Annotated in this window: 25 protein-coding genes; 14 read left to right on the top strand and 11 right to left on the bottom strand. The window is 71.2% G+C overall.

The genetic code is table 11. From position 1 onward, the window contains the following. Positions 1-3: 3 nt before the first annotated feature. Positions 4-744 (bottom strand): tetratricopeptide repeat protein, encoded by a 741-nt coding sequence (locus tag EP26_RS09905; RefSeq protein ID WP_043338152.1) that lies wholly within the window; start codon positions 742-744, stop codon positions 4-6. 128 nt (positions 745-872) lie between these two features. Here EP26_RS09905 and gorA point away from each other — a divergent pair, with 128 nt between their 5' ends. From gorA to EP26_RS09890, 3 genes are all read left to right on the top strand, one after another. Next, on the top strand, positions 873-2252 hold the full coding sequence (gorA, locus tag EP26_RS09900) for a glutathione-disulfide reductase (RefSeq protein ID WP_043338151.1): 1380 nt from the start codon (positions 873-875) through the stop codon (positions 2250-2252). A gap of 64 nt (positions 2253-2316) precedes the next feature. Beyond that, complete coding sequence (locus EP26_RS09895) at positions 2317-3690, top strand: class II 3-deoxy-7-phosphoheptulonate synthase (protein ID WP_043338149.1); 1374 nt, start codon at positions 2317-2319, stop codon at positions 3688-3690. A gap of 2 nt (positions 3691-3692) precedes the next feature. Then, entirely contained in the window at positions 3693-4865 is a 1173-nt protein-coding gene (locus EP26_RS09890) for a beta/alpha barrel domain-containing protein (protein WP_043338148.1), read from the top strand. Between the two features lie 12 nt (positions 4866-4877). Here EP26_RS09890 and EP26_RS31810 read toward each other — a convergent pair whose 3' ends face one another. Continuing rightward, the gene (locus tag EP26_RS31810; protein WP_157033474.1) at positions 4878-5204 is read right to left on the bottom strand and encodes a hypothetical protein; all 327 of its coding nucleotides are present in this window, start codon (positions 5202-5204) and stop codon (positions 4878-4880) included. 129 nt (positions 5205-5333) lie between these two features. Here EP26_RS31810 and mmsB point away from each other — a divergent pair, with 129 nt between their 5' ends. Further along, positions 5334-6233: a 3-hydroxyisobutyrate dehydrogenase gene (gene mmsB, locus EP26_RS09880; RefSeq protein WP_043338146.1), complete on the top strand. Its 900-nt coding sequence runs from the start codon at positions 5334-5336 to the stop codon at positions 6231-6233. A 130-nt stretch (positions 6234-6363) separates the two neighbouring features. Here mmsB and EP26_RS09875 read toward each other — a convergent pair whose 3' ends face one another. Genes EP26_RS09875 through EP26_RS09860 form a run of 4 tightly spaced genes read right to left on the bottom strand, consistent with a single transcriptional unit; the run spans position 6364 to position 11276 of the window. After that, positions 6364-7518, bottom strand: a complete 1155-nt coding sequence (locus EP26_RS09875; RefSeq protein WP_052389004.1) for a formate dehydrogenase subunit gamma — start codon at positions 7516-7518, stop codon at positions 6364-6366. Further along, complete coding sequence (gene fdh3B, locus EP26_RS09870) at positions 7515-8111, bottom strand: formate dehydrogenase FDH3 subunit beta (protein WP_043338145.1); 597 nt, start codon at positions 8109-8111, stop codon at positions 7515-7517. The genes EP26_RS09875 and fdh3B overlap by 4 nt, the downstream gene beginning before the upstream one ends. A 1-nt stretch (position 8112) precedes the next feature. After that, a complete protein-coding gene (locus EP26_RS09865) occupies positions 8113-11058 on the bottom strand; it encodes a formate dehydrogenase subunit alpha (protein WP_043338142.1) in 2946 nt (981 codons plus the stop codon). 5 nt (positions 11059-11063) lie between these two features. Then, a complete protein-coding gene (locus EP26_RS09860; protein WP_052389003.1) occupies positions 11064-11276 on the bottom strand; it encodes a hypothetical protein in 213 nt (70 codons plus the stop codon). 108 nt (positions 11277-11384) lie between these two features. Here EP26_RS09860 and EP26_RS36210 point away from each other — a divergent pair, with 108 nt between their 5' ends. The 10 genes from EP26_RS36210 to EP26_RS09815 all read left to right on the top strand — a co-directional run bounded on the left by EP26_RS36210 (position 11385) and on the right by EP26_RS09815 (position 18656). Beyond that, complete coding sequence (locus EP26_RS36210; protein WP_043338141.1) at positions 11385-11648, top strand: hypothetical protein; 264 nt, start codon at positions 11385-11387, stop codon at positions 11646-11648. 16 nt (positions 11649-11664) lie between these two features. Continuing rightward, positions 11665-13287, top strand: coding sequence for a DUF2491 family protein (locus EP26_RS09850; RefSeq protein ID WP_169747378.1), 1623 nt, complete (start codon positions 11665-11667; stop codon positions 13285-13287). Between the two features lie 29 nt (positions 13288-13316). Next, positions 13317-13730 carry a DUF350 domain-containing protein gene (locus tag EP26_RS09845; RefSeq protein WP_043338140.1) on the top strand — a complete coding sequence of 138 codons (414 nt, stop codon included), beginning with the start codon at positions 13317-13319 and terminating at the stop codon, positions 13728-13730. Positions 13731-13765: 35 nt separating this feature from the next. Beyond that, positions 13766-14575, top strand: coding sequence for a hypothetical protein (locus tag EP26_RS09840; RefSeq protein ID WP_052389001.1), 810 nt, complete (start codon positions 13766-13768; stop codon positions 14573-14575). Positions 14576-14789: 214 nt separating this feature from the next. Next, positions 14790-15689 (top strand): SDR family oxidoreductase, encoded by a 900-nt coding sequence (locus tag EP26_RS09835; protein WP_052389000.1) that lies wholly within the window; start codon positions 14790-14792, stop codon positions 15687-15689. 76 nt (positions 15690-15765) lie between these two features. Next, positions 15766-16164: a hypothetical protein gene (locus tag EP26_RS09830; protein WP_052388999.1), complete on the top strand. Its 399-nt coding sequence runs from the start codon at positions 15766-15768 to the stop codon at positions 16162-16164. A gap of 71 nt (positions 16165-16235) precedes the next feature. After that, positions 16236-16463, top strand: a complete 228-nt coding sequence (locus tag EP26_RS09825) for a hypothetical protein (protein WP_043338139.1) — start codon at positions 16236-16238, stop codon at positions 16461-16463. 114 nt (positions 16464-16577) lie between these two features. Beyond that, positions 16578-17231: a hypothetical protein gene (locus EP26_RS09820; protein WP_157033472.1), complete on the top strand. Its 654-nt coding sequence runs from the start codon at positions 16578-16580 to the stop codon at positions 17229-17231. Positions 17232-17489: 258 nt separating this feature from the next. Then, positions 17490-17630: a hypothetical protein gene (locus EP26_RS34735; protein ID WP_157033471.1), complete on the top strand. Its 141-nt coding sequence runs from the start codon at positions 17490-17492 to the stop codon at positions 17628-17630. Positions 17631-17921: 291 nt separating this feature from the next. After that, positions 17922-18656, top strand: coding sequence for a Crp/Fnr family transcriptional regulator (locus tag EP26_RS09815; RefSeq protein WP_084112426.1), 735 nt, complete (start codon positions 17922-17924; stop codon positions 18654-18656). A 159-nt stretch (positions 18657-18815) separates the two neighbouring features. On the opposite strand, the gene EP26_RS09810 is transcribed toward EP26_RS09815, so the two are convergent. The 5 genes from EP26_RS09810 to EP26_RS09790 all read right to left on the bottom strand — a co-directional run bounded on the left by EP26_RS09810 (position 18816) and on the right by EP26_RS09790 (position 23595). Beyond that, positions 18816-19691: a lipid A biosynthesis lauroyl acyltransferase gene (locus EP26_RS09810; protein WP_043338136.1), complete on the bottom strand. Its 876-nt coding sequence runs from the start codon at positions 19689-19691 to the stop codon at positions 18816-18818. Positions 19692-19693: 2 nt separating this feature from the next. Beyond that, complete coding sequence (locus EP26_RS09805) at positions 19694-20716, bottom strand: zinc-binding dehydrogenase (protein WP_043338135.1); 1023 nt, start codon at positions 20714-20716, stop codon at positions 19694-19696. 67 nt (positions 20717-20783) lie between these two features. Further along, positions 20784-22019, bottom strand: coding sequence for a beta-ketoacyl-ACP synthase (locus EP26_RS09800; RefSeq protein WP_043338134.1), 1236 nt, complete (start codon positions 22017-22019; stop codon positions 20784-20786). Next, a complete protein-coding gene (locus EP26_RS09795; RefSeq protein ID WP_043338132.1) occupies positions 22019-23146 on the bottom strand; it encodes a beta-ketoacyl-ACP synthase in 1128 nt (375 codons plus the stop codon). The genes EP26_RS09800 and EP26_RS09795 overlap by 1 nt, the downstream gene beginning before the upstream one ends. After that, entirely contained in the window at positions 23143-23595 is a 453-nt protein-coding gene (locus tag EP26_RS09790) for a 3-hydroxyacyl-ACP dehydratase FabZ family protein (RefSeq protein WP_043338130.1), read from the bottom strand. The genes EP26_RS09795 and EP26_RS09790 overlap by 4 nt, the downstream gene beginning before the upstream one ends. Between the last annotated feature and the right edge of the window lie 4 nt (positions 23596-23599).

The raw sequence follows: 23599 nt of genomic DNA, 5'->3' as shown, positions 1-23599 counted from the left end.
CTCTCACCGCCCTGCGGCGATCGCCTTCGCCAGCGCCCGGAACTCCGGCTCTGGCCGCGCCGCCAGCCGCTCCGCCATGCCGTTGCGGAAGCGCGCCGGGCTACCCTCCGCCGCCCGGCGAAACCACTCCAGCGCCGCCTCTGTCTGCCCCGCCGCCGCCAGCAGCGTCGCCAAGTTGAACTGCCCGCGGAAATCCCCGCCCTCCGCCGCCCGGCGATAGAGCGCCGCCGCCGCCACCGGATCGGGCGGCGCCTCCCAGCCCTCCTCCAGGAAGCGGCCGAGGATGTTCAGCGACTTGGCATGGCCCTGATCCGCCGCGCGCCGGTACCAGGCCAGCGCCGCGCGCCGATCCGCCGCCGTCCCCGCGCCGCGCCAGAGCATCCCCGCCAGGTTGTACTGCCCCCAGTCATGCCCCGCCTCCGCCGCCGCCCGATAGCAGTCGAGCGCCGCCGCCTCGTCGGCCACGCCCCCCCAGCCCATCTCGTGGCAGCGCCCGAGCATGTTGCGCGCCGCGGCGCTCCCCGCCTCCGCCGCCGCGCGGAACCACCGCCGCGCCGCCACGGCGTCCTGCGGCACCCCCCGCCCGTCCAGCAGGATCTGCCCGTAGAGCAGCTGCGCCTCGACGATGCCGTAGCGGGCGGCAGCGTCGATCCAGCGGGCCGCCTCCTCCGGCGGGCCCGCGAAGGCAGCGGCGAGGTCCTCGGCACTGGCCTCGCGCAGGGCATCGAGGGGGAGAGGCGTCATGCCCCCGCATAGCGCGACTGCAATTCAATCGCAACTACCTCCGGCGCTTGCCGGAACGGCCCCGGCATCGCAGGCTGGACGCGAAGGGCCCGCCCACCCAGATACGGACCCGGCACGGGAAGGCGCGCATGAGCACTTACGACTTCGACCTCTTCGTCATCGGCGGCGGCTCGGCCGGCGTCCGTTGCGCCCGCATCGCGGCCGGGCACGGCGCCCGGGTCGCCGTGGCGGAGGAGCGCTTCTGGGGCGGCACCTGCGTCAATGTCGGCTGCGTACCGAAGAAGATCATGGTCAATGCCGCCGAATACGCCGGATGGGCCGACGACGCCCCCGCCTTCGGCTGGCAGATCGAGAAGGGCGCCTTCGACCTCGCCGCCCTCAAGGCCCGGCGCGACACCGAGGTCGCCCGGCTCAACGGCATCTACGGCAAGCTGCTCGGCAATGCCGGCGTCACCAGCTTCGACGCCCGCGCCAGCTTCATCGACGCCCACACCCTCGATGTCGGCGGCAAGCGCGTCACGGCGGAGCGGATCGTCGTCGCCGTCGGCGGCCATGCGGTAAGGCCCGACATCCCCGGCGCCGAGCTCGGCATGCTCTCCGACGACGTCTTCGACCTGAAGGAGGTGCCGAAGCGCCTCATCGTCGTCGGCGCCGGCTACATCGCCCTCGAATTCGCCTGCGTCTTCGCCGCCTTCGGTGCCAAGGTCGATGTCGTCTACCGCGACATCCTGCCGCTCCGCGGCTTCGACCAGGACATCCGCGAGGCCCTGCCCGAGGCGCTGGAAGCCCAGGGCATCCGCCTCCACCCCAACAGCCGCCTCGCCCGGCTCGACCACCAGGGCGGCCATCTCCGCCTCAGCCTGATGGGCGGCGAGGCGGTGGAGGGCGATGCCGTGCTCTTCGCCACCGGCCGCGTCCCCAATACGCGCGGCCTGAACCTCGCCGCCGCCGGCATCGACTGCACCGCCCGCGGCGCCATCGAGGTCGATGCCGAGCACCGCACCACTGCCCCCAACATCTACGCCATCGGCGACGTCACCGACCGCCTCAACCTCACGCCGATGGCCACCGCCGTCGGCCATGCACTCGCCGACACGCTCTTCGGCAACAACCCGCGCCATGCCAGCTACGACAACGTGCCCACCGCCGTCTTCACCTCGCCCCCCATCGGCACCGTCGGCATGACGGAGGCGGATGCGGCGGTACAGGGTCCGGTCGACATCTACCTCGCCCGCTTCACCCCGATGCGCCACACCATCAGCGGCCGCCCCGGCCGCAAGGCCTTGATGAAGCTCGTCGTCTGCCAGCGCACGCGGAAGGTGCTCGGCGCCCATATGCTCGGCGAGGACGCACCCGAGATCATGCAGGGCATCGGCATCGCCGTCTCGATGGGCGCGACGAAGGAGGATTTCGACCGCACCATCGGCATCCACCCGACCGCAGCGGAGGAGTTCGTGACGTTGCGGACCCGCACGCGCGAGGCCGGTCTCCGTGCGGCGGCAGAATAGCTCGCGGGTTCACCTGCCCGCGCGGTTCGGCTAGGGTCGCCCCTTCAAAGGGAGAACGCATAGTATGGTTGCGCGCGGCTGGCATCCCGGCAGTTGGCGGGACATGCCGATCCGGCAGGTGCCGGACTACCCCGATCAGGCGAAACTGGCCGAGGTCGAGGCGCGGCTCGCCCGCTTCCCCCCGCTCGTCTTCGCCGGCGAGGCCCGGCGCCTCCAGGCCGCGCTGGCCCAGGCGGGCGACGGCCAGGGCTTCGTCCTCCAGGGCGGCGACTGCGCCGAGAGCTTCTCCGAATTCACCGCCAACATCATCCGCGACACCTTCCGGGTGCTGCTGCAGATGGCGGTGGTGCTGACCTTCGGCGGCGGCACGCCGGTGGTGAAGCTCGGCCGCATGGCCGGCCAGTTCGCCAAGCCCCGCTCATCCGACACCGAGACGAAGGCCGGCGTCACGCTGCCTTCCTATCGCGGCGACATCATCAACGCGCCCGATTTCACGCCGGAGGCCCGCATCCCCGACCCGTCGCGGATGGAATTCGCCTATCTCCAGTCCGCCGGCACGCTGAACCTGCTCCGCGCCTTCGCCACCGGCGGCTATGCCGACCTGCACCAGGTCCACCGCTGGAATCTCGGCTTCGTCGCCCGCAGCCCGCTCGCCGAACGCTACCAGGACCTCGCCTCGCGCATCGATGAGACGCTCTCCTTCATGCAGGCCTGCGGCATGGACGGCCTGCCCCAGGTGCGCGAGACCGATTTCTACACCTCGCACGAAAGCCTGCTCCTCCCCTATGAGGAGGCGCTGACCCGCGTCGATTCCACCACGGGCGACAGCTATGCCTGCTCGGCGCATTTCCTCTGGATCGGCGACCGCACCCGCCAGCCCGACGGCGCGCATGTCGAGTTCCTGCGCGGCGTGAAGAACCCGATCGGCATGAAGGTGGGCCCCAGCATGGACCCGGACGAGCTGGTCCGCCTCACCGAGATCCTGAACCCGGCGAACGAGAAGGGCCGCCTGACCCTCATCTCCCGCATGGGCGCCGACAAGGTCGAGTCGAAGCTCCCGCCCCTGCTGCGCGCCGTGAAGCGCGCCGGCCGCAACGTCGTCTGGCTCTCCGACCCGATGCACGGCAACACGACGAGCGTCGGCAGCTACAAGACCCGCCCCTTCGACGCGATCCTCACCGAGGTCCGCCGCTTCTTCGACGCCCATGCCGCCGAGGGCACCCAGCCCGGCGGCGTCCATGTCGAGATGACGGGCCAGGAGGTGACGGAATGCCTCGGCGGTGCCCACCGCCTGTCGGAGGCCGACCTCGCGCTGCGCTACCAGACCTTCTGCGACCCGCGCCTCAATGCGGAGCAGTCGCTGGAACTCGCCTTCCTCATCGCAGCCGAGCTGAAGGCCCGCCGCGCCCCTGCCATGCCCGCCCAGGCGGCGCAGTAGCGATGGACCAGGCGTCACCCCTCAGCCCCTCGGATGCGGCCATCGCCGGCCGCACCGATGTCTATTTCAACCGCACCCGGGCCATCGTGCAGCGCTTCGGCGACTGCCGGGTGACCTATGCGGTCTTCCTCCGCCGCCCCGTCGTCAGCGCCCCGCGGCTGATGCTCGACTGGCTGGAAGGCGTCGCCCGCGACCGCGGCACGCAGTTCGACATCGAGGTGATGCACCCCGAGGGCACCTGGGTCGGCGCCGGCGACCCCATCCTCTACCTGACGGGTCCCTTCACCCAGCTCGCCGACCTCGAGACGCTCTACTTGCAGAAGCTCGGCCCGCCCTGCGTCGCCGCCCACAACGCCTATCAGATGTGCCTGGAGCTGCCGCAGGTCACCTTCCTCGCCATGGATGCCCGCCACTGCGCCGGCGCCGAGATGCAGGAGATGATGGCCTATGCCGCTGGTGTCGGCAGCGCGGCGGCGAAGAAGGAAGGCGCCCGCGGCTTCGCCGGCAACGCCACCGACAGCACCGCCCACTGGTTCGGCGCCCCGCGCGGCTCCGGCACCATGCCGCATGCGTTGATCGGCTATGCCGGCAGCACCCTCCGCGCCGCCGAGATGTTCCACGAGACCTACCCGGAGGAGAACCTCACCGTTCTCGTGGACTATTTCGGCCGCGAGGTGACGGATGGGCTGGCCGTCTGCCGCCGCTTCCCCGAACTCGCCGCCGAGGGCCGCATGGCCGTCCGCCTCGACACCCATGGCGGCCGCTTCCTCGAAGGCCTCGACCCGGCCGAGAGCTACGCCGTGCTGGAGCGCCACGCCCCCGGCGCCATCCGCCGCTACCGCTCGGAGACGGAGCTGCGCAACCTGGTCGGCACCGGCGTCTCGGCCGCCGCCATCTGGCGCATGCGGGAAGCCCTGGACGAGGCCGGCTTCCCCAAGGTCCGCATCGTCGCCTCCTCCGGCTTCGGCGTCGGCAAGTGCCGTGTCATGGCCGAGGCGAAGGCGCCGATCGACGTCGTCGGCACCGGCAGCTTCATCCCCGACAGCTGGTCGGAGACCTACGCCACCGCCGACATCGTCGCCTATGACGGCGTGCCGCGCGTCAAGATCGGCCGCGAATTCCTCCTTCGCCGCAACGGCGAGCGCAAGCGCAACGGCCACAAGCCCGCCGTCTGAGCCAGGCGGCGGCTACCGCGTCAGCCGCCGCCGCTCCGTCTCGATCTGCCGCCGCTCCTGGTCGATCTGCCGCTGCTGCGCATCCAGCCGCCGGTCCGCCTCGTCGAGCTGCCGCATCCGGTCGTTCTCGCTGTAGCGCCGGTCCTCGCCGCCATAGCCGGGCCCGCCCGGCTGCCGGTCCAGCCGCGGGTCGTAGCGCGGGTCGGTCTGCGCCGGCCCCTGCTGCCCGCCCTGGAGCTCCTGCCAGGCCCGCCCCAGCCGCTCGCCGATATCCTGCGCCTGCGCCGCCGTGCCCAGCATTGCCGCGACGCCGAGCGCCGCCAGACCCATCCTCCGCATCCCCGCCTCTCCTTCTACCTGTCTGACAGGCAGAAGCGCCTCGCACCCGTCCCGGTTCAGCCCCCCGCTGGCAGCCCGGCCTGCTCCACGGCACACTGCGCGCGAATCACATCAGGGGAGGGCCAGGGGATGGCACGCATCGGCTTCGTCGGTCTCGGCAACATGGGCGGCCCGATGGCCCGCAACCTGCTGAAGGCCGGGCATGAGGTCGCCGGCTTCGACCTCTCGCCGGAGGCGCTCGCCGGCTTCGCTGCCGCTGGCGGCACCCGCGCCGCCAGCGCTGCCGAAGCCGCCACCGGGGCCGAGTTCGTCATCACCATGCTCCCTGCCGGCCGCCATGTCCGCGACGCCTGGCTCGGGGCAGGGGGCCAAGGGGGGGGCATGGCCGCCGCCACCGCCCCCACCGCCATCCTGATCGACTGCTCGACCATCGACGTGGCAACCGCCCGCGAGGTCGCCGCCGCCGCCGGCCGCCCGATGCTCGACGCCCCCGTCTCCGGCGGCACCATGGGCGCCGAAGGCGCGACGCTCACCTTCATGGTCGGCGGCCCCGACGACGCCTATGCGGCCGCGACGCCTATCCTCTCCGCCATGGGCCGCAGCCTCGTCCATTGCGGCGGCGCCGGCGCCGGCCAGGCGGCCAAGGCCTGCAACAACATGATGCTCGCCGCCAACATGATCGTCACGGCCGAGGCTTTCGTCCTGGCCGAGAAGCTCGGCCTCACCCACCAGGCGCTGTTCGACGTCGCCAGCAAGTCCTCCGGCCAGTCCTGGGCGCTGACCTCCTACTGCCCGGTCCCCGGCCCGGTCCCGGCCAGCCCCGCCAACCGCGACTACAAGCCCGGCTTCGCCACCGCGCTGATGGCGAAGGATCTCGGCCTCGCCCAGGACGCCGCGGCGACCGCCGGCGCCGTGACGCCGCTCGGCGCCGAGGCCCTGGCGCTCTACCGCCGCTTCCTCGAAGCCGGCAACGGCGATGTCGATTTTTCTGGCATCATCGGGATGCTCCGCAGCCTGACCGACAGGTGAGGGCCAGGCCGGAGCGGCAAAGGCGACGGCCTTGGCCACTGGGCGATGACGCAGGACGGCGCCCTCTTTGCCCAGCCACCTACCGGCCCCGTGGTGGAGCCGGTCCTGCCGATGGACCGGCTCTGGCGGCCTAGTCCGCCCCCGCCGCCAGCCGCCGCGCCTCCGCCACGCGCTCGTCCACCCAAAGGCTGTGGTGCTCCCGGGCGTAGTTGTAGTCGACGCGCCCCGTCGCCATCGCCTCGAAGGCGCCCTCGGTGCCGATGGTGCCGATGTAGATATGGCCGAGGATCGCCGCCATCATCACCATCGCCATCAGCCCGTGCAGCACATGCGCCCATTGCTGGTTGATGACGTTGTCGAGCAGCCCCGGCGCCATCAGCAGGTAGCCCGAGACCGCCGCCAGCACCCCGCCGCCGACGACGAACCAGTAGAGCGCCTTCTGCGCCGCGTTGAACCGCCCCGCCGGCGGATGCCCCTTCGCCGCCGGCCCGCCCGCCTTGATCCAGGCGATGTCGACCCGGCTCGGCAGGTTGTCCCGCGCCCAGACCACCACCATCGCCATCAGCCCGATGACGAAGGGGAAGGAGAGGAACTGGTGCACCGCCTGCCCCACCCAGGTCAGGGTGGTGAAGGCCTCCGCCCCGATCACCGGCCGGAGCAGCGTCCGTCCGAAGGTGATGTTGATCCCCGTCAGCCCGAGCAGCACGAAGCTGACGGCGACCATCCAATGGTTCATCCGCTCGAACGCCCCGTAGCGGTGCAGCGTCCGCCCCGACCGTCCGGCGTCGATCCGCTGCGGCCCGCGCAGCAAATAGAGCCCGGCCAGGATGAAGACAGTGCCGAGCAGGATCACCGCCCCCGCGATCGTCAGGATGCGCGTGCGGAAGCCCCGCCAATCCCGCCCCGCCGGCTGGACGAGGATGCCTGCCGCCTGGTTAGGGATGCTGACCGCGCCCTCGATCACGCCGCCATGCTCCGCACGCTGCGCCTCGAGCGCCGTCGCATCGGTGTCGCTGCGCGCGGTGAAGGGCGGCGGCGCCACGATCGGCTCCACCGCCACGCGCGGCTTGGGCGGGATCGGCGCCGGCCGCGGCCCGCCGGTCTGCGTCGCCGGGTCGGAGCTCGAGGGCTGCTGGGCATTGTTCGTCCCGCCCCGTCCCGAGCCCACCTCGGGCGCCACTGACTGGACGGAAGGCGCGCCGCCGGCCGGCGCCCCGGAGTCCTGCTGCGCCATCGCCCCGCCGAGCGGCAGCAGCAGCACCAGCGCCATTGCGAGCCGCATCATGCCGGCAACTCCTCGCGGTAGGCCGTCCGCCAGCCCCAGGCGCCGGAGCCGTAGCCGCGCTGCTGCACCCGCTCCTTGTAGATGCTGGCGATGATCTCGCCGTCGCCCGCCAGCAATGCCTTGGTCGAGCACATCTCGGCGCAGAGCGGCAGCTTGCCCTCGGCGATGCGGTTGGCGCCGTACTGCATGTACTCGACGGCCGAGTTGTCCTGCTGCGGCCCGCCGGCGCAGTAGGTGCACTTGTCCATCTTGCCCCGCCCGCCGAAATTGCCGACGCGAGGATATTGCGGCGCGCCGAAGGGGCAGGCGTAGAAGCAGTAGCCGCAGCCGATGCAGAGATCCTTGTCGTGCAGAACCAGCCCATCCTCCGTGCCGTAGAAGCAGGCGACTGGGCAGACCGCGGCGCAGGGCGCATCGGTGCAGTGCATGCAGGCCATGGAGATGGAGCGCTCGCCCGGCTTGCCGTCGCCGATGGTGACGACGCGCCGCCGGTTGATGCCCCAGGGCACCTCGTTCTCGTTCTTGCAGGCGGTGACGCAGGCGTTGCACTCGATGCAACGGTCGCTGTCGCACAGGAACTTCATCCGCGCCATCTTATGCGCTCCTGATCTGGCAGAGCGTCACCTTGGTCTCCTGCATGAAGGTCACCGGATCGTAGCCGTAGGTGGTGACGGTGTTCGCGCTCTCCCCGAGCACGATGGGGTCGGTCCCCGGCGGGTAGAAGCGCCTGCGGTCTTCGCCCTGCCACCAGCCGCCGAAATGGTAGGGCATGAAGGCGACGCCGCGCGCCACGCGCTCCGTCACCAGCGCCTTCACCCGGATCCGCGCGCTGTTCTCCGGCCCCAGCACCCAGACCCATTGCCCCGGCCCGATGCCACGCTCCGCCGCATCGGCCGTGTTGATCTCGACGAACATGTCCTGCTGCAACTCGGCGAGCCAGGGGTTCGACCGCGTCTCCTCGCCACCGCCCTCGTACTCCACCAGCCGGCCCGAGGTGAGGATGATCGGGAATTCCTTCGCCACCTGATGCGAGCGCATCTGGATGCTGAGCCCGAGATGCGGCACCCGGTAGCCGCGCCGGTCGCGCAGCGTCGGGTAGGTCCCCGTCGGTGCGATCGCCTTCGGGTCGGCCGCCAACACCCGCGCCTGCGCCGGCGTCGGGATCAGGTCGAGGCGCGGCGTGTAGATCGGCTCGCGGTGCACCGGCACCGGGTCCGGCAGGTTCCAGGCGACGGCCCGCGCCTTGCCGTTGCCGTAGGGCAGGCAGCCATGCTCCATGGCGACGCGGATGATCCCCGCCGACAGGTCCGTGGACCAGGAGACGCGGTCGATGTTCTGCCCGCCGACGCGCGCGATCGACTCCTTTTCATGCGCCGTCAGCTCGTCGAACCAGCCAAGCCGCTTCAGCACGGCGACGGTGAATTCCGGATAGCCGTCCTGGATCTCGGAGCCCTTGCTGTAGCTCCCCTCCGCCAGCAGCGTCTCCCCGTTCCGCTCCACGCCGAAGCGCGCGCGGAAGGTGCCGCCGCCCTCCTTCACATGCAGCGAGGTGTCGTAGAGGATATGCGTGCCGGGGTGCTTCATCTCCGGCGTGCCCCAGCAGGGCCAGGGCAGGCCATAGACCTCGCCCTCCACCGGCGTGCCGGGCCGGCCGCGCAGCGTCGTCACGTCGAAATGCTGCTGGTTCTCCATGTGGTGGCGCAGCCGCTCCGGCGACTGCCCGGTATAGCCCAGCGCCCAGGTGCCGCGGTTGATCTCGCGGAGGATGTCCTCCACCACCACCACCCCGTCATTGACCTTGATGTTCCTGAACATCTGGTCGGCGAAGCCGAGGCGCTTCGCCAGCGCATACATCACGTCGTAGTCGTTGCGGCTCTCGAAGATCGGCTCGACGACCTTCTCGCCCCATTGCAGCGAGCGGTTGGAGGCGGTGCGGCTGCCCACCGTCTCGAAGCTGGTGCAGATCGGCAGCAGGTAGGTGCCGTCGCGCCGGTTCGAGATCTGCGCATAGGTTGTCGGGTGCGGGTCGGCGACCACCAGCAGCTCCAGCTGCTCCAGCCCCTTCACCGCCTCCGGCATGCGCGTGACGGTGTTGCCGCCATGGCCCATGACGAACATCGCCTTGCAGTTCGTCGGCTGCTCGATCTGGTCCTTCGGCAGCACCACGCTGTCGAACCAGCGCGTGCTCGGGATGCCGGGCATCTCCATGAATTTCTTGTCGACGAAGCGCGACAGCATCCACTCGTAGTCGACTTCCCAGACCCGGCACCAATGCCGCCAGGCCGCCTCGTCGAGCCCGTAATAGGCCGGCAGCGTGGAGACATCGAGGCCCATATCGGTGGCCCCCTGCACATTGGTGTGGCCGCGGAAGATGTTGGCCCCCGTGCCTGCGCTGCCGACATTTCCCGTCGCCAGCAGCAGGATCGAGAAGGCCCGCACATTGGCGGTGCCGACCGTCTTCTGCGTCGCGCCCATGCACCAGATCAGCGTCGCCGGCTTCTGCGTGGCGAAGACCTGCGCCATGCGCTTCAGCTGCGCCTCCGGCACTCCGCTCACCCGCTCCACCTCGCGCGGGTTCCACTTCGCCACCTCGCGCCGGATCTCGTCCATGCCGTAGACGCGCTGATGGATGAACTCGTTGTCCTCCCAGCCATTCTCGAAGATGTGCCACAGCATCCCCCAGATGACGGGGATGTCCGTGCCTGGCCGGATGCGCACATAGTCTGTCGCATGCGCCGCCGTCCGGGTGAAGCGCGGGTCGACGACGAAAAGGTGCGACCGGTTCAGCTCCCGTCCTGCCAGGATATGCTGGACGGCGATCGGGTGCGATTCCGCCGGGTTGCCGCCCATGATGATCATGGTCTTGGCGTTGCGGATATCGTTGTAGCTGTTGGTCTGCGCCCCGTAGCCCCAGGTATTCGCCACGCCCGCCACGGTGGTCGAGTGGCAGATGCGCGCCTGGTGGTCGGTGTTGTTGCTCCCCCAGAAGGCGCCGAACTTTCGGAACAGGTAGGCCGCCTCGTTGGTGAACTTTGCCGAGCCCAGCCAGAACACCGCCTCCGGCGTGCTCCGCTCGCGGATCTCCAGCAGCTTGGCCGAGATCTCGTCCAACGCCTGGTCCCAGGAAAGGCGCTGCCATTCCCCGCCGACCAGCTTCATCGGATATTTCAGGCGCCGCCCGCCATGCACCAGCTCGCGCACGGAGGCACCCTTGGCGCAGTGCGTGCCGCGGTTGATCGGCGATTCATAGGCCGGCTCCTGCCCGGTCCAGACGCCATCCTGCACCTCGGCGATGACGCTGCAGCCGACCGAGCAATGGGTGCAGACATTCTTCACCCGCTGGATCGGCACGGCGCGGCGTGGCGCCTCCGCCGCCTGCGTCATCCGCGGCGGCAGCGCGCCGAGCGCCGCCAGCCCCGCCCCGCCGAGCCCCGCCTGCTTCAGGAAGCCGCGCCGGTCCGTCCCGCCCGCGCTCAGCCCCTGATACGCCCCCGCCAGCCGCTGCCGCGCTGCCTGGCCCTCGCTCCGCCGAATCAGCATGACGGTCAGTACCTGTTGGTGCGGTAGAAGGCCCGCACATGGTCGGTCTCGCGGTAGCGCGGCTTGCGCTTCTCCGCCTCGCTCTCCTTCTGCGGCGGCAAGCCGCCCGTGCCGCCATCCGCCTCAAAGGCCGCGGCCGGCGCCGCCACGGCCACCAGTCCGAGCGCACCGAAGAAGCGCCGGCGCGCGTTCAACCTGGGATCGTCCTGTTCGTTCATGCGAGGCCCCAATCTCCAGGCGCCACCCGCACCCGGCCATGATGTTCAACGCCGCAAGCGGCGCCGCGTTCACCGCAACCCGCCGCCCACACGCGGCGTTGCCCGGCCATGCGCCTCCTCCCCATCCTCGCCATCCTCCTCGCCCTTCCCCTCGCGGCTGTAGCCCAGGGCACGGCCCCTGCCCAGGGCGTCGACCGCCCGATTCCCCGCCCGGCGCCGGAGGCCGCGCCCCCGGCCCCGAAGCCCGGCGAACTCACCAATGGTCGCCCGCGCACCGACCCCGGCGGCGGCGCCGCGAACACTGCCCCCGACACCACGGCGCGCACGCCCCTGCCGCCGGCCGGGCAGGCCAATCCCCCCAACATGCGCTGACATCCCGCCGATGCGGATGAACGGCAGCAGCGGGCCCGGGCGCCTCCTCGCCGCGATCCTCGGCCTCGCCCTCCTGGCCACGGGCCCAGGCGCGATCAGCCTCGTCCCCGACGCCATGGCGCAGATGCGGTCGAGCGGCGGGTACTCCCGCCCCGGCGGCGCCATGCGGTCGGGCGGAGGCTACACGCGCACGCCCTCCTTCGGCGGCTCCCGCGTCGCGCCGCGCACGCCCTCCAGCAGCGGCGGCTATGCGCGCCCCTCCCTGCCGGGCGGCGCCTATCCCCGGCGTCCCTCGGTCGGCAGCGGCTCCGCCTGGGACCGGTCCTATTCGCGGGAGCGCTCGGGCGACGCCCTCTCCCGCATGCGCGCCCAGCAGCGCCAGGCCCAGGAACAGGCCCAGCAGCAGGCCCAGCGCCCGCAGCGCCAGCCTCCCTTGCCACCCGCGCAGACCGATGGCGGCTGGTGGCGTGGCGGCGCCCGCACGCCCCCGGTCGCCCCGATGCCCGGCGCCCGCGCAGGCCGCAATGGCGGCTGGTACGGTGACCGTGGCTGGTCGCCGCAGGGCTTCCCCGGCATGCAGCGCAGCTTCGGCCTGTGGGATGGCGTCTTCCTCTGGTTCCTGCTGAACAATCTCGGCCGCGCCGGCTCCACCGACTTCTTCCACAACCACCGGGACGACCCGGGCTACCGCGATTTCCGGGCCGAGGCCGAGAGCCGCGCCCAGACCGACCCCGAGATCCGCCGCCAGCTCGACGAGCTCGACCGCCGCCTGGCCGAGCGCCAGGGCCAGCCGCGCGACCCGAACTACCTGCCGCCCGACGTGCCGCCCGAGGTCGCCACCGCGCCGCGCACCGATACCCGCACCCCCGCCGCCCCGCCGGCGGAGGCAGGCGGCGGCATCCCCTGGCTCGTCCTGCTCGGCGGCGCCGGCGTCATCGGCTTCCTCGCCCTGCGCCGCCGCCGGGCCGCTTCCTCCACCCCCGGCACAACCCAGCCCACCTCCGCCCCCCGGACGAGCACGGACATGCCCCCCAACGCCCCGCGCTTCCGCCTCGGCATGACCATCACCTGCGACCCGACGCCCTTCCTGCTCGGCGCCGGCAGCATCAAGCTGCCGGCCCCCGCCTTCGCCCAGGGCGATGCCCGGGTCAGCGTGCAGGCGGTGGGCCGCATCCGCGAGGGCAATGAGGAGCTGACCCGGCTCTACCTGCCGGATGGCCGCAGCTTCTTCCAGATCTACCTCGACGCCCGGGGCGAGGTCGGCGAGTGCCGCTACTTCGCTATCCTGGACGAGGTCTCCCCGGCCGACGAGGCGGAGTGGGGCGTCTGGCTCGACCCGCAGCAGGGCATGATCGGCTGGCCCGAATTCCAGACCCGGGACGGCAAGCTCTACGCCCGCCACTGGTCCCCGGGCGCCGACCCGGTGCCGCCGCGCCCCATGCCCGAGACCATCGAGAGCCTCGAAGGCACCCGCCAGCGCCAGCAGCACGCGATGCTCTACGCAGCCGAAACCGGCCTCGCCGCCCCGGCGCCGCAGGTCGAATACATCCTCGTCTCCGCGGTCGAGGAGGGTGGCCGTGCCTGGGTCGAGGTCCGCGCCGGCATCGACATCAGCCCAGCCTCCCTCTCCCTCGCCTGACCCCCAACGACACCGGAGGAAACCCCGCCTTGGATTCGATCCTGGAGACCCTCGGCTCCGGCCTGCCCATCCTGGTCCTGCAGCTGGCCGCCACCCTGGGGCTGCTGGCGATCGGCATCGCCTGCTACATGGCCGTCACCCCCTTCCAGGAGGCACGGCTGGTGCGCGAGGGCAATGCCGCCGCCGGCATCGTCTTCATGGGCGCCCTCGTCGCCATGGCCATCCCGCTCGCCGCAACGCTGGCGACCAGCGCGGTCACGCTCGACATCCTGATCTGGGGCACGGTCGCGGTGGTGGTGCAGCTCCTCGCCTTCCTGCTCACCGCCGCGTTGTTCCGTGGCCTCCGCGCGATGATCGAGGCGGGCAATGCCGGCGCCGCCTGCGTCGTCGTCGGCATCCAGCTCGCCGTCGCGCTCGTCAACGCCGGCGCCATGGCCGGCTGACCCATCAACCAACTTTCAATCGAGGAACCGCCAGCATGATCTCCTTCATCCGCAACCTCGTCGGCGTGAAGACCGACCAGGCCGTCCAGGGCGCCGTCGAGGCGCTGGTCCGCTGGGACCCGCAATCCGCCACCGAGGCTGAGCTGCGCGGCATGGAACAGCATCTCGACGAGCTCGGCCGCCAGGTCGCCGAGGCCCGCCAGGCCTTCGACCGCGAGCAGCGCGAGGCCGATGCCATCAGCCAGCTCTCGCAGCAGCGCATGGCCGCCGCCGAGCAGCTCCAGCAGCGCATGCAGGCCGAGGCCGACCCCACCCGCAAGGCCGAGCTGGAGCGCAGCCTCGCCACCCTGGTCGGCATGCTCGAGCAGATGGCCCCCGACATCGACCGCGAGCGGCAGGATGCCGCCGACGCCGCCCAGTTCCTCCACATGCTCGAGGACACCTACGCCCAGGCCGGCCAGAAGCTGAAGGGCGCCCGCGACGCGCTGAACCGCGCCCAGCGCGACATGGGCCGCGCCGAGCAGCAGCGCGAGGTCGCCGAGCGCCGCGCCGAGGCCGCCCGCCAGGCCGCCGGCCTTTCCAGCGCCACCAGCGGCCTCTCCGTCGCGCTGAAGGCGATGCAGGACAACGCCGCGCGCAACCTGGCCGCCGCCGAGGCCGCCAACTCGAAGGCCAAGCTGCTGCAGCCGAGCCGCCCGGAACAGGACGACCCGAACATCGCCGCCGCCATGGCCGCCGCCTCCGGCCGTCCCGCCCTGCCGAACACCCTGTCGGACCGGCTCTCCGCGCTCCGCCAGAAGCAGCTCGGCGCCCCGCGCCAGCTCAACGCGCCGGACCGCGGCTAGAGCGGCTTCCGTCCGCACCGGCTCAAGGACCCCGCTCCGAGCCGTTGTCCGATGGAGCGGATACCTCCGATCGGGTGGTGGCACCCGGTCGGAGCCTGCCCGAGGCCCGGCGCCATCCTCCGCGCCAGCGGGTCGGTGAACTCCCCGGGCACCATCAAGCCTCCTTCCATGGAGCATCCCGCGCCCCACCGCGTTGCCCCATCGGAGGATGCCCATGACCGAACGCCGCCAGCTCTTCGCCGCCGCCGCCACGACCCTGGCCCTCGCCACGACCACGGCCGAGGCCCAGCCTGCCCGTCCGCTCGCCGGCCGCACGGCGCTGGTCACCGGCGCCGCCCGCGGCATCGGCCGCGCCACCGCGCTCGCCCTCGCCCGCCTCGGCGCCGATGTCGCCCTGCTCGACATCGCCGAGCCAGGGGCCATCCCGGCGCTGCGCGGCTACCGCCTCGCCACCCGCGCCGAGCTCGACGAGGCCGTCCGCCTCACCGCCGAGCAGCAGGTCCGCACCCTCCCGCTCGTCGCCGATATCCGTGACGCCGCCGCCCTCCGCGCCGCCGCCACCCGCCTCGACGCCGAACTCGGCGGCCCCGACATCCTCGTCGCCAATGCCGGCATCGCCATCAACGGCTCCCTCGCCGAGCCCGCCCCGGAGGCCTGGCAGGCGATGCTCGACGTCAACCTCACCGGCACCCTCAACACCATCCAGGCGATGCTGCCGGGCATGCGCCGGAAGGGCAGGGGAGGGCGCATCGTCATCGTCACCTCCGTCCAGGCGCGGATGGGCGTCCGCGACTCCGGCGCCTATGCCGCGACGAAATGGGGCCTGACCGGGTTGATGAAGTCCCTCGCCGCCGAACTCGGCCCGGAGGAGATCACCGTCAACGCCGTCGCCCCCACGGCGGTGGAGACGCCCATGGTGCATCGCGGCGGCGGCGCCCCGCAGCCGGACCCGCGCCGCGCCGCCGCCTTCGCCGGCCATGCGCTCCCCATCCCCGTGCTGCCGCCCGACCAGATCGCCGACGCCATCGCCTTCCTCTGCGGCCCCGGCGCCCTCTACGTCTCCGGCACCACCCTCGATGTGAATGCCGGCCGCAGCGCCCATCTCACCGCCTGATGCATCCAGCCCGGCCGCCGAACGTTATCAGTTGCCGCGCCGGCAATCCCGCCACCCGCGGACGGGGCCCCGACCGATGCACCGCCTTCTCCTCCTGCTGCCGCTGCTGCTCGCCGCCTGCGGCTCCTCCGGCACCACGGCGGAATTCGACCGCCGCATCGGCACCTATGTCGGCCGCCCGGAAGCGGATGTCGTCGCCAATCTCGGCGTCCCCAACCGCACTTATGAGAATGAGGGCCGCCGCCTGCTGCAGTACGAGTTCGCCCGCCCCTCCAGCCGCCCCGCCATCTTCCCGAGCATCGGCCTCGGCTTCGGCAGCTTCGGCGGCGGCGTGGGGGTTGGCACCGGCCTCGGTCTCGGCCTCGGCGGCTATGGCGGCGGCGTCGAGGGCTGCGTCCTCGTCTTCGAATCCCGCGAGGGCCGCATCACCAGCTTCAACCGCAACGGCCCTGGCTGCACCGCCACCACGACGTGACCGGTGAATGATGCGGAACCGATAGAAAGCGCTTGCGGAACCGGCGGCGATGTTCTATCTTTGTCCTCATCATGGACCCTGCCTTCGCCCTCACGGTCAACGACCTGGCGCGCGACGAGGCGCTCTGCCTCCGCTGCGGCTGCCGGTCCCACACCTATAGCCGCGCCCGGCTGATCGCCCTGGTCGGCCGCGATGCGCGTCTCCACCTGATCGGCCTGAACCGCGAGCTCTGGTGCGGCGACTGCGGCGAGCCGCCCTTCCAAGGCTGGGTCACCGCTCCCGCCGCCAACCAGCCCTGAGCATCGCCGTTTTAAGATTTGGCGGCTTGTTACAAGGTTAACGCCTTTTAGCTTGCCTCGCTCCCGCTGGCTCCGCATCGTTTTTTGAAGTATCGAATGCAGGAGCAGGCGACGATGGCCGCCAAATACATCAAGCCTACCAGTCCCCTTTCACCGAAGAATGTCTGGGACAAGCTCAACAGCGGCGACTGGTCCTTCGACGACTGCCCCTGGGTGATCAAGGGCAATCTCTGCGTCTCGGTGACCTTCACCGGCGACGGGTCCTGGCGGGAGATCGTCCGCGACCTGTACGGCAAGGGGCAGCAGACCTTCACGGTGCTGGCAGGGCGCCATGGCGACCAGCTCGGCCAGGAGGTGGACACGAGAACGGGCCGAATCCATCCCCGTAACCCGAACAGGCCGGCCGACACCGCGATCAACCCGGAGGATGACCGGACCATCGCCCGGCAGCTGAACGGCAGCCAGGCGCTGCCTGGCATCCATGTCGTGGTGCAGGATGTGGGCGATGGGTCCTTCGACACGGTCGGGAAGCTGACGACGGAGATCAGGCGGCACCTGAGCGAGAACCGGATCGTCATCCTGGCCTGGTGCTACTCGCTCTTCGCCATGAAGCCGGGCTGGGACCAGAACGTGAAGAATACCTGGCCGCAGGTCTTCCTGGGGCCGAACATGACGCCGATCGCCTGGACGGCGAGGGACTGGGACTGGGTCTCGACCTATGGCCTCCTGCCGGCAGCGGTGGCAGCCGAGCACGAGGCCGTAGCCTGACCGAAGGCTGGCTATGGCGGTGCAGGCGCCCGGCGCCTCGCGCCGCCGGCCTCGGCCGAGCCGCGGAAGGGCAGGCGAGGGCTGGTTCCGTCCGGCGCCCGGGGTGCCAGCCCCATAACCGTGCCGGAGGAACCACTATCGACGGAGGCCGTGTTCTCCTACAGCCTCGACCCATCGCGGACCTTCGGGACCCCCCCAATGTCGGCGATCCGGTCAGGCGGCCCTGGCAACCACGTGGTGCAGCACCGGAGCAGGCACATGGACTTCGACACCTGGATCGCCGAAATCGAGGCCGTTGTGACCTTCGACATCGATGCGGAGCTATGGCGGAAGTATTTCGACGCTGGCCTGACCCCTCTCGAGGCGATCGAACAGAACCGCATCGATGAGGAAGTCTGACCCGACCCGACAGCCTGCGAGGCCTGCGGCCCATCCGTTCCCGGACGCCACCGAAGAAACAGTCTTTGAACGGCAGCGGAGCAATATGATGCATCCGCACGGACGGGTACAACCCGGAGCATACTTGCTGGAATTTTGAAAGAACTTTCCAGTCCTGTACGGTTTCGCCCCGACAACCTCCGTTGCGGATTCTATAACCACGCATCGCCTGCCGCGATCCTTTCGGCGCAGGCGACTGTGAGACGCGACCGTGCTCCCGCCGACATTCTGTCGCAGGAGCCATGCGTGGCCATGACCGATCAGCCCGCACCCCGCAACCGCCTGCTCGCGGCCTTGCCGCCCGACGACCTCGCGCGCTTCCTGCCGCGGCTCGAACTTGTCGAGCTCTCGCTGCGTCAGATCCTGCAGGAAGTGGAGCAGCCGATCCGGGCGGTCTACTTCCCGGGGACAGGCTATCTCTCCCGGCTGGCCTACATGGACAACGGCGACAGTGCCGAGGTCGGCCTCATAGGCCCGGAAGGGATGATGGGGCTGGCGCCGCTGCTCGGCGCCGACATCGAGGGTTTCGAGATCATGGTCCAGGTGCCTGGCACCGGGCTGCGGATCGGCACTGCCGCGTTCCGGGAGGAGCTGGAGCGCATCCCATCGCTCCGCCCGACCCTGAGCCGCTACGCGCTGGCGCATTTCGAGCAGGTGACGCGGAGCGCGGCCTGCAACGGTCGGCACCATATCGAACAGCGCCTCGCGCGCTGGCTGCTGATGGCGCATGACCGCGTGGGGACTGACGACTTCCCCATGACGCACGAGTTTATGTCGATGATGCTCGGCGTGCGCCGCGCCGGGGTTACCGTTGCCGCGGGGGTGCTGCAGAAGGCGGGCTTTATCCGCTACGAACGGGGCCGGATTACGATCACCGACCGGCCGGGCCTCGAAGCGGCTTCCTGCGAGTGCTACGGCATCGAACGTCGCGCCTATGATCGCCTGATCGGGCCGCCGCCGGGCACCAAGGGGGCCTACTGGCGCTGAGGCTGCACGCGCCGGAGGCCGGCCTCGCATCCGAGGCGGCAGGGCAACCCGGTCTACGGTTGTTCGCAGGCAGTCCTTAAAACCCTGAATTCCTAAAATTCGCCCGAAAATCCGCCAGTCTCAACGCTTTGACCCGCCCCCTCTTCAATTCCTCAACTTCTACCGCCACCGCCTGTGCATCCACAGCCACTGCCCCGGATGCTCCCTGACCCAGCCTTCGACGATCCGGTTGAGCAGCGCCGTCGCCGCTTCCACATCCACTCGTCCCCGCGCATCCCGCGGCAGCTCCACCGCCTCGGTCAGCTCCAGCCGGAACCGGCCCCCCGGCAGCCTTATCGCCCGCGCCCCATGCACCGGGCAGTCGAAGCGCCGCGCCAGCCGCGCCAGCAACGGATTGGCTGCCGCGGGCCGCCCGAGGAAGGGCACCCGCGGCCCCCGCCCGAAGCGCTGGTCGATCAGCATGCCGACATGCAGCCCCTCGTCGAGCGCCTCCATCATGCGGACCGGCGCCGCGACATCCGCCGCGATCAGCCGCCCCATGATCCCCTCGCGCAGCGCACGGATATCCGCCGCGACGGCCTTGTTGTTCGGCGTCCGGTAGAGCACGGCGGAGGGCAGCCCATGCTTTGCCGCCGCGACCGCCGGCAGCTCCCAATTCGCCAGATGCGCCGCGAAGAACAGCGCCGGCTTGCCATCCTCGCGCAGCGCCTCGAACCGCGCGACCGCCTCCGGCGCGACCTCGATCCGCCCCGGCGCGCCATCGGGGTCGAAATCCCAGATCCGCTCCAGATGCACGTATTCCGCCGCCGTCCGCCCGAGATTCTCCCAGGCCTCCCCGACGATCCGTCGATGCTCCGCCTCCGACAGTTCGGGAAACGCCGCCGCCACATTCTCGAGCGCAATCCGATGCGCCTTCACCAACGGCCCGACCCGCCGCGCGACGGCACCGCCCAGCGCCCCCGCGCGATCCGGCCCCAGCGCCCCGACGAGCGCGAAGAGCCCCCGCACCAGCGCCGCCACCGCCGCATCGCGCATGGTCAGAGCATGACGACGATCTTGCCGAAGACCCGCCGCTCCTCGAGCCGCGCCAGCGCCCCGGCGAAGCCCTCCAGCGGCACCGTGCTGTCGATCACCGGCCGGAGGCCGCCCGCCATCTTGCCAAGCCCGTCGCCGATGTTGCGCATCGCCGCACCGAAGCTGCCGATGATGCGCAGCTGCCGCTGGAACAGCATCATCAGGTTGGTCTCCGCCGAGACACCCGAGGTGCTGCCGCAAGTCACCAGCCTGCCACCCATCCTGAGCGACAGCAGCGACCCCGCCCAGGTCGTGGCGCCTACATGCTCGAACACCACATCGACGCCGCGCTTCTTCGTCACCTTCCGCGCAACGCTCTCGAAGCGGTCATTCGTATAGTTGACGACATGATCCGCCCCGAGCGCGCGCACCCGCTCGCACTTCTCGTCCGACCCGGCGGTCGCGATGACGGTGCACCCCATCGCCTTCGCCATGCGCACGGCGACTGTGCCGATCCCCGAACCCGCCGCCTGCACCAGGATCGTCTCGCCCGGCTCCAGCCGCGCATTGTCGAAGAGCATGTGCTCCACGGTCGAGAAGGTGATCCCCGCGCAGGCCGCATCCTCCACGGCGATGCCTTCCGGCACCTTCACGCAAAGCCGCGCCTGTTGATTGACGATCTCCTGCGCGAAGCCATCGAGGTGGAATCCCTTCACCCCCGCGACATTCTCGCACAGATTGTCCCGCCCCTCCCGGCACGCCCGGCAGACGCCGCAAGTTTGCGCCCCATAAGGCACGGCGAGCTGCCCGACGCGCCACCCCTCCACGCCCTCGCCGATGGCGACAACCTCGCCCACCGCCTCCGCCCCCACCGTCAGCGGCAGGTTCCGCTTGGCGAAAGCCATCCCCCGCCAGCCCCAGACATCGATGTGGTTGAGCGCCACCGCCCGCATCCTGAGCCGCAACTCGCCCGGCCCCGGCGCCGCCGGCTCCGCCACCTCGACGAGCCGCGTGTCGCGATCACCGAAAAGCTGCAACGCTTTCATTGCTGCGCCTCCGGCGCGCGGCGCGATTTAGCTTTCCGCACCTCCGGCGCTCCGAGCATCGCGCCGCTCACGGCGCCGCCCCCAGCACCAGGCACACATTCTGCCCGCCGAAGCCGAAGCTGTTCGACAGCACCCGCTCCACCTTCGCCGCCCGCGCGACATTCGGCACCACATCGAGCGCGATCGCCGGATCGGGCACCTCATGGTTGATCGTCGGCGGCAGCATTCCGTCGCGGATGGTGAGCAGGCTCGCCACCGCTTCGATCGCTCCCGCCGCCGAGAGCGTGTGCCCGATCATCGACTTGTTCGACGAGATCGGCGGCGGCGCATCGCCGAAGACCGCGCGCATGCCGAGCGTCTCCATCTTGTCGTTCTCCGGCGTTCCCGTGCCGTGCGCGTTCACATAGGAAATGTCGCCCGGCCGCAGCCCCGCATCGGCGATAGCCGCGCGCATCGCCCCGATGATCGCCCCGCCATCCGGGTTGCTCCGCGTGCGGTGGAAGCTGTCGGCTCGTTCCCCGGCCCCGAGCACCAGCCCCAGCACCTCCGCCCCACGCGCCTGCGCCGCCTCCAGGCTCTCCAGCACCAGTGCCGCCGCGCCCTCGCTGAGCACGAAGCCCTCGCGCGTCTTCTCGAAGGGCCGCGAGGCCCGCTCCGGCTCGTCATTGCGTGTCGACAGCGCCGAGAGCAGCGAGAAGCGCACCAGCGGCTCCGGCGCCACGCTCCCCTCGGCGCCGATGCAGAGCGCCGCCTTCGCCTCGCCGCGCTGGATCGCCTCCAGCCCGAGCTGGATCGCGGAGGCCCCCGTCGCGCAGGCCGTGGTGACGGAAACCGGCACGCCGTGCGTCCCGAACCGCTCCGCCAGCCGCTCCCCGATCCCGCCGAAGAGGAAGGTCTCGAACAGCCCCCGCTGCCCCGCCACCGCCTCGACCATCGCCGGATAACCGGCACCCGCCCGCGCCAGCGCCAGCCGCTGCGGCCATTCCACCTCGACCGGCGGCATGCCGAGAAGCAGCGGCCCGGGGAACCGCTCGCCGATCCCGGCCTGCCCCACCGCCTCCGCCGCCGCCATTGCGGCCATCCGCTCCACCCGCTCCGGCGAGGCCATCGCTTCCTCTCCCGGCAGCGTCACCTGCCCGGCGATCCGCGTCTTCAGATGCTCGGTCGGGAAGCGGGTGATGCGCCGGATGCCCGACCGCCCGGCGAGCAGGGCCCGCCAACTCTCCGCCACGCCGAAGCCCAGCGGCGTCACCAGCCCCATCCCCGTCACCGCGACGAGCGGCCGCCCGAGATGGTCCCGCATCACGCCGCCTCCAGCAAGGCCAGCGCCTCGCCGCGCCAGAGCCCGAACCCCGTCACAAGCGCCTGCGTCGCCATGCCCTCAGCAAGGGCAAGCGCCCCGAGCGCCAGGCTCGCCGGAAAACTCGCCTCCACGCCATGCCCCAGCAGGTCCGCGGTGAAGCGCACCGCCCCCGGCTCCGGCAGGCCGGCGAGGAAAGCCCGCTCCTCCGCCAGCGCCTCCGGCATCCCGCTCGCGCCCGACACCACTGCAAGCCCCGGCCGCAGCGCCAGCCCCTCGGCCAGCGCCGCCGCACTCGCCCGCGCGCTGTCCTCGCCCTGGCGCCGCGCCGCGCCGCTCCTGACCGCCGCCAGCCGCGCAAGGCAGGCCGCGCCGCGCCCCCGCGCATGCCGCTCCGTCTCCAGCACCAGGAAGGCGCCGATGCTCCCCGTCACCATCCCGCCACCCCGCCGCTCGGCGAGCGGCGCCCAGTCGCCGCGCCACAGCCCGCCCGAGGCCGCATGCAGCAGCAGCATGTCCCACCGCCCCGCCACATAGGCGCCGCCGACCAGCGCCACCTCGCCGCGTCCCTCGGCGAGCCTGGCGGCCGCGATGCGCACCGCCTCCGCCCCCGCCGCCTCCTCGCCCATGAAGGTCCGCGATGAGCCGGTGACGCCATGCACGATGGAGATGTTGCCCGCCAGCAGGTTGGAGAGCTGCGCCAGGAACAGTGTCGGCCTTAGCCCGTTGGCCAGGCGCTCGTTGAGCAGCGGCCCCGCCTGCTCCGGCGGCAGCCCGGCAAGCTCGGCGCAGATCGCCTCGTCGAGCCCCACGTCCCGCTCCCCGCCGCCAGCGGCGACGAGCAGGTGCATCTCCCCCACCAGTCCCCGCGCCCCCGCATGGTCGAGCGCGAGGCCCGCGGCATAGGTGCCGAGCCGCTGCCAGGGCTCCATTTGCCGCTGGTCACCCTTCTTCGGGATCTGCGCATCGAAGGCGAGATTGGGCATCGGATGGACAGGGAAGGGGGCGAAGCCCGCCGCATCCACCACCGGCCGCGCCACCGGGTCCCGCAGCGCCGCCCGATGCGCCTCCACCCCCTCGCCGAGCGAGGAGGCGAGGCCGATCCCGGTGATCCAGACCGCCCCGCTCATGGCGCGAGCCCGATCCGCTCGGCCTGCGCCCGCATCGCCGCGGCCAGCTCCGGCGCCGGGAAATCGGCCAGGCTGAACTTCATCTCGCGCACCTCGCAGATACGCTTGCCCTCGCCGGTGATGGCCGCATCCGTGACTGCATAGCCCGAGCCCTCATGCACCAGCCGAGCGGTCACGGAGAGCCGCTCCCCTGGCCGGACGAAGCGCCGCAGCTTCAGCTCCTTGTTGCCGATGAGGAAGGCCATGCGGGAGAAGCCGAGCCGCGCCAGCAGCAGGTAGCCCGAGGCCTGCGCCATGGTCTCCAGCAGCAGCACGCCGGGCACCAGCGGATGGCCGGGGAAATGCCCCTCGAGGACTGGGCTCGCCTCCGGCACCACCGCCTCCGCGGCGATGGACCCGTCATCGACCGAGACAACCCGGTCGATCATCCGGAAATATTCGAGCTGCACGGCG

Origin of the sequence: Belnapia moabensis DSM 16746, from assembly GCF_000745835.1 — a bacterium.
Classification (GTDB): domain Bacteria; phylum Pseudomonadota; class Alphaproteobacteria; order Acetobacterales; family Acetobacteraceae; genus Belnapia; species Belnapia moabensis.
The sequence above is the reverse complement of the archived record's forward strand: the minus strand, read 5'-3'. Positions and strand labels throughout refer to the sequence as shown.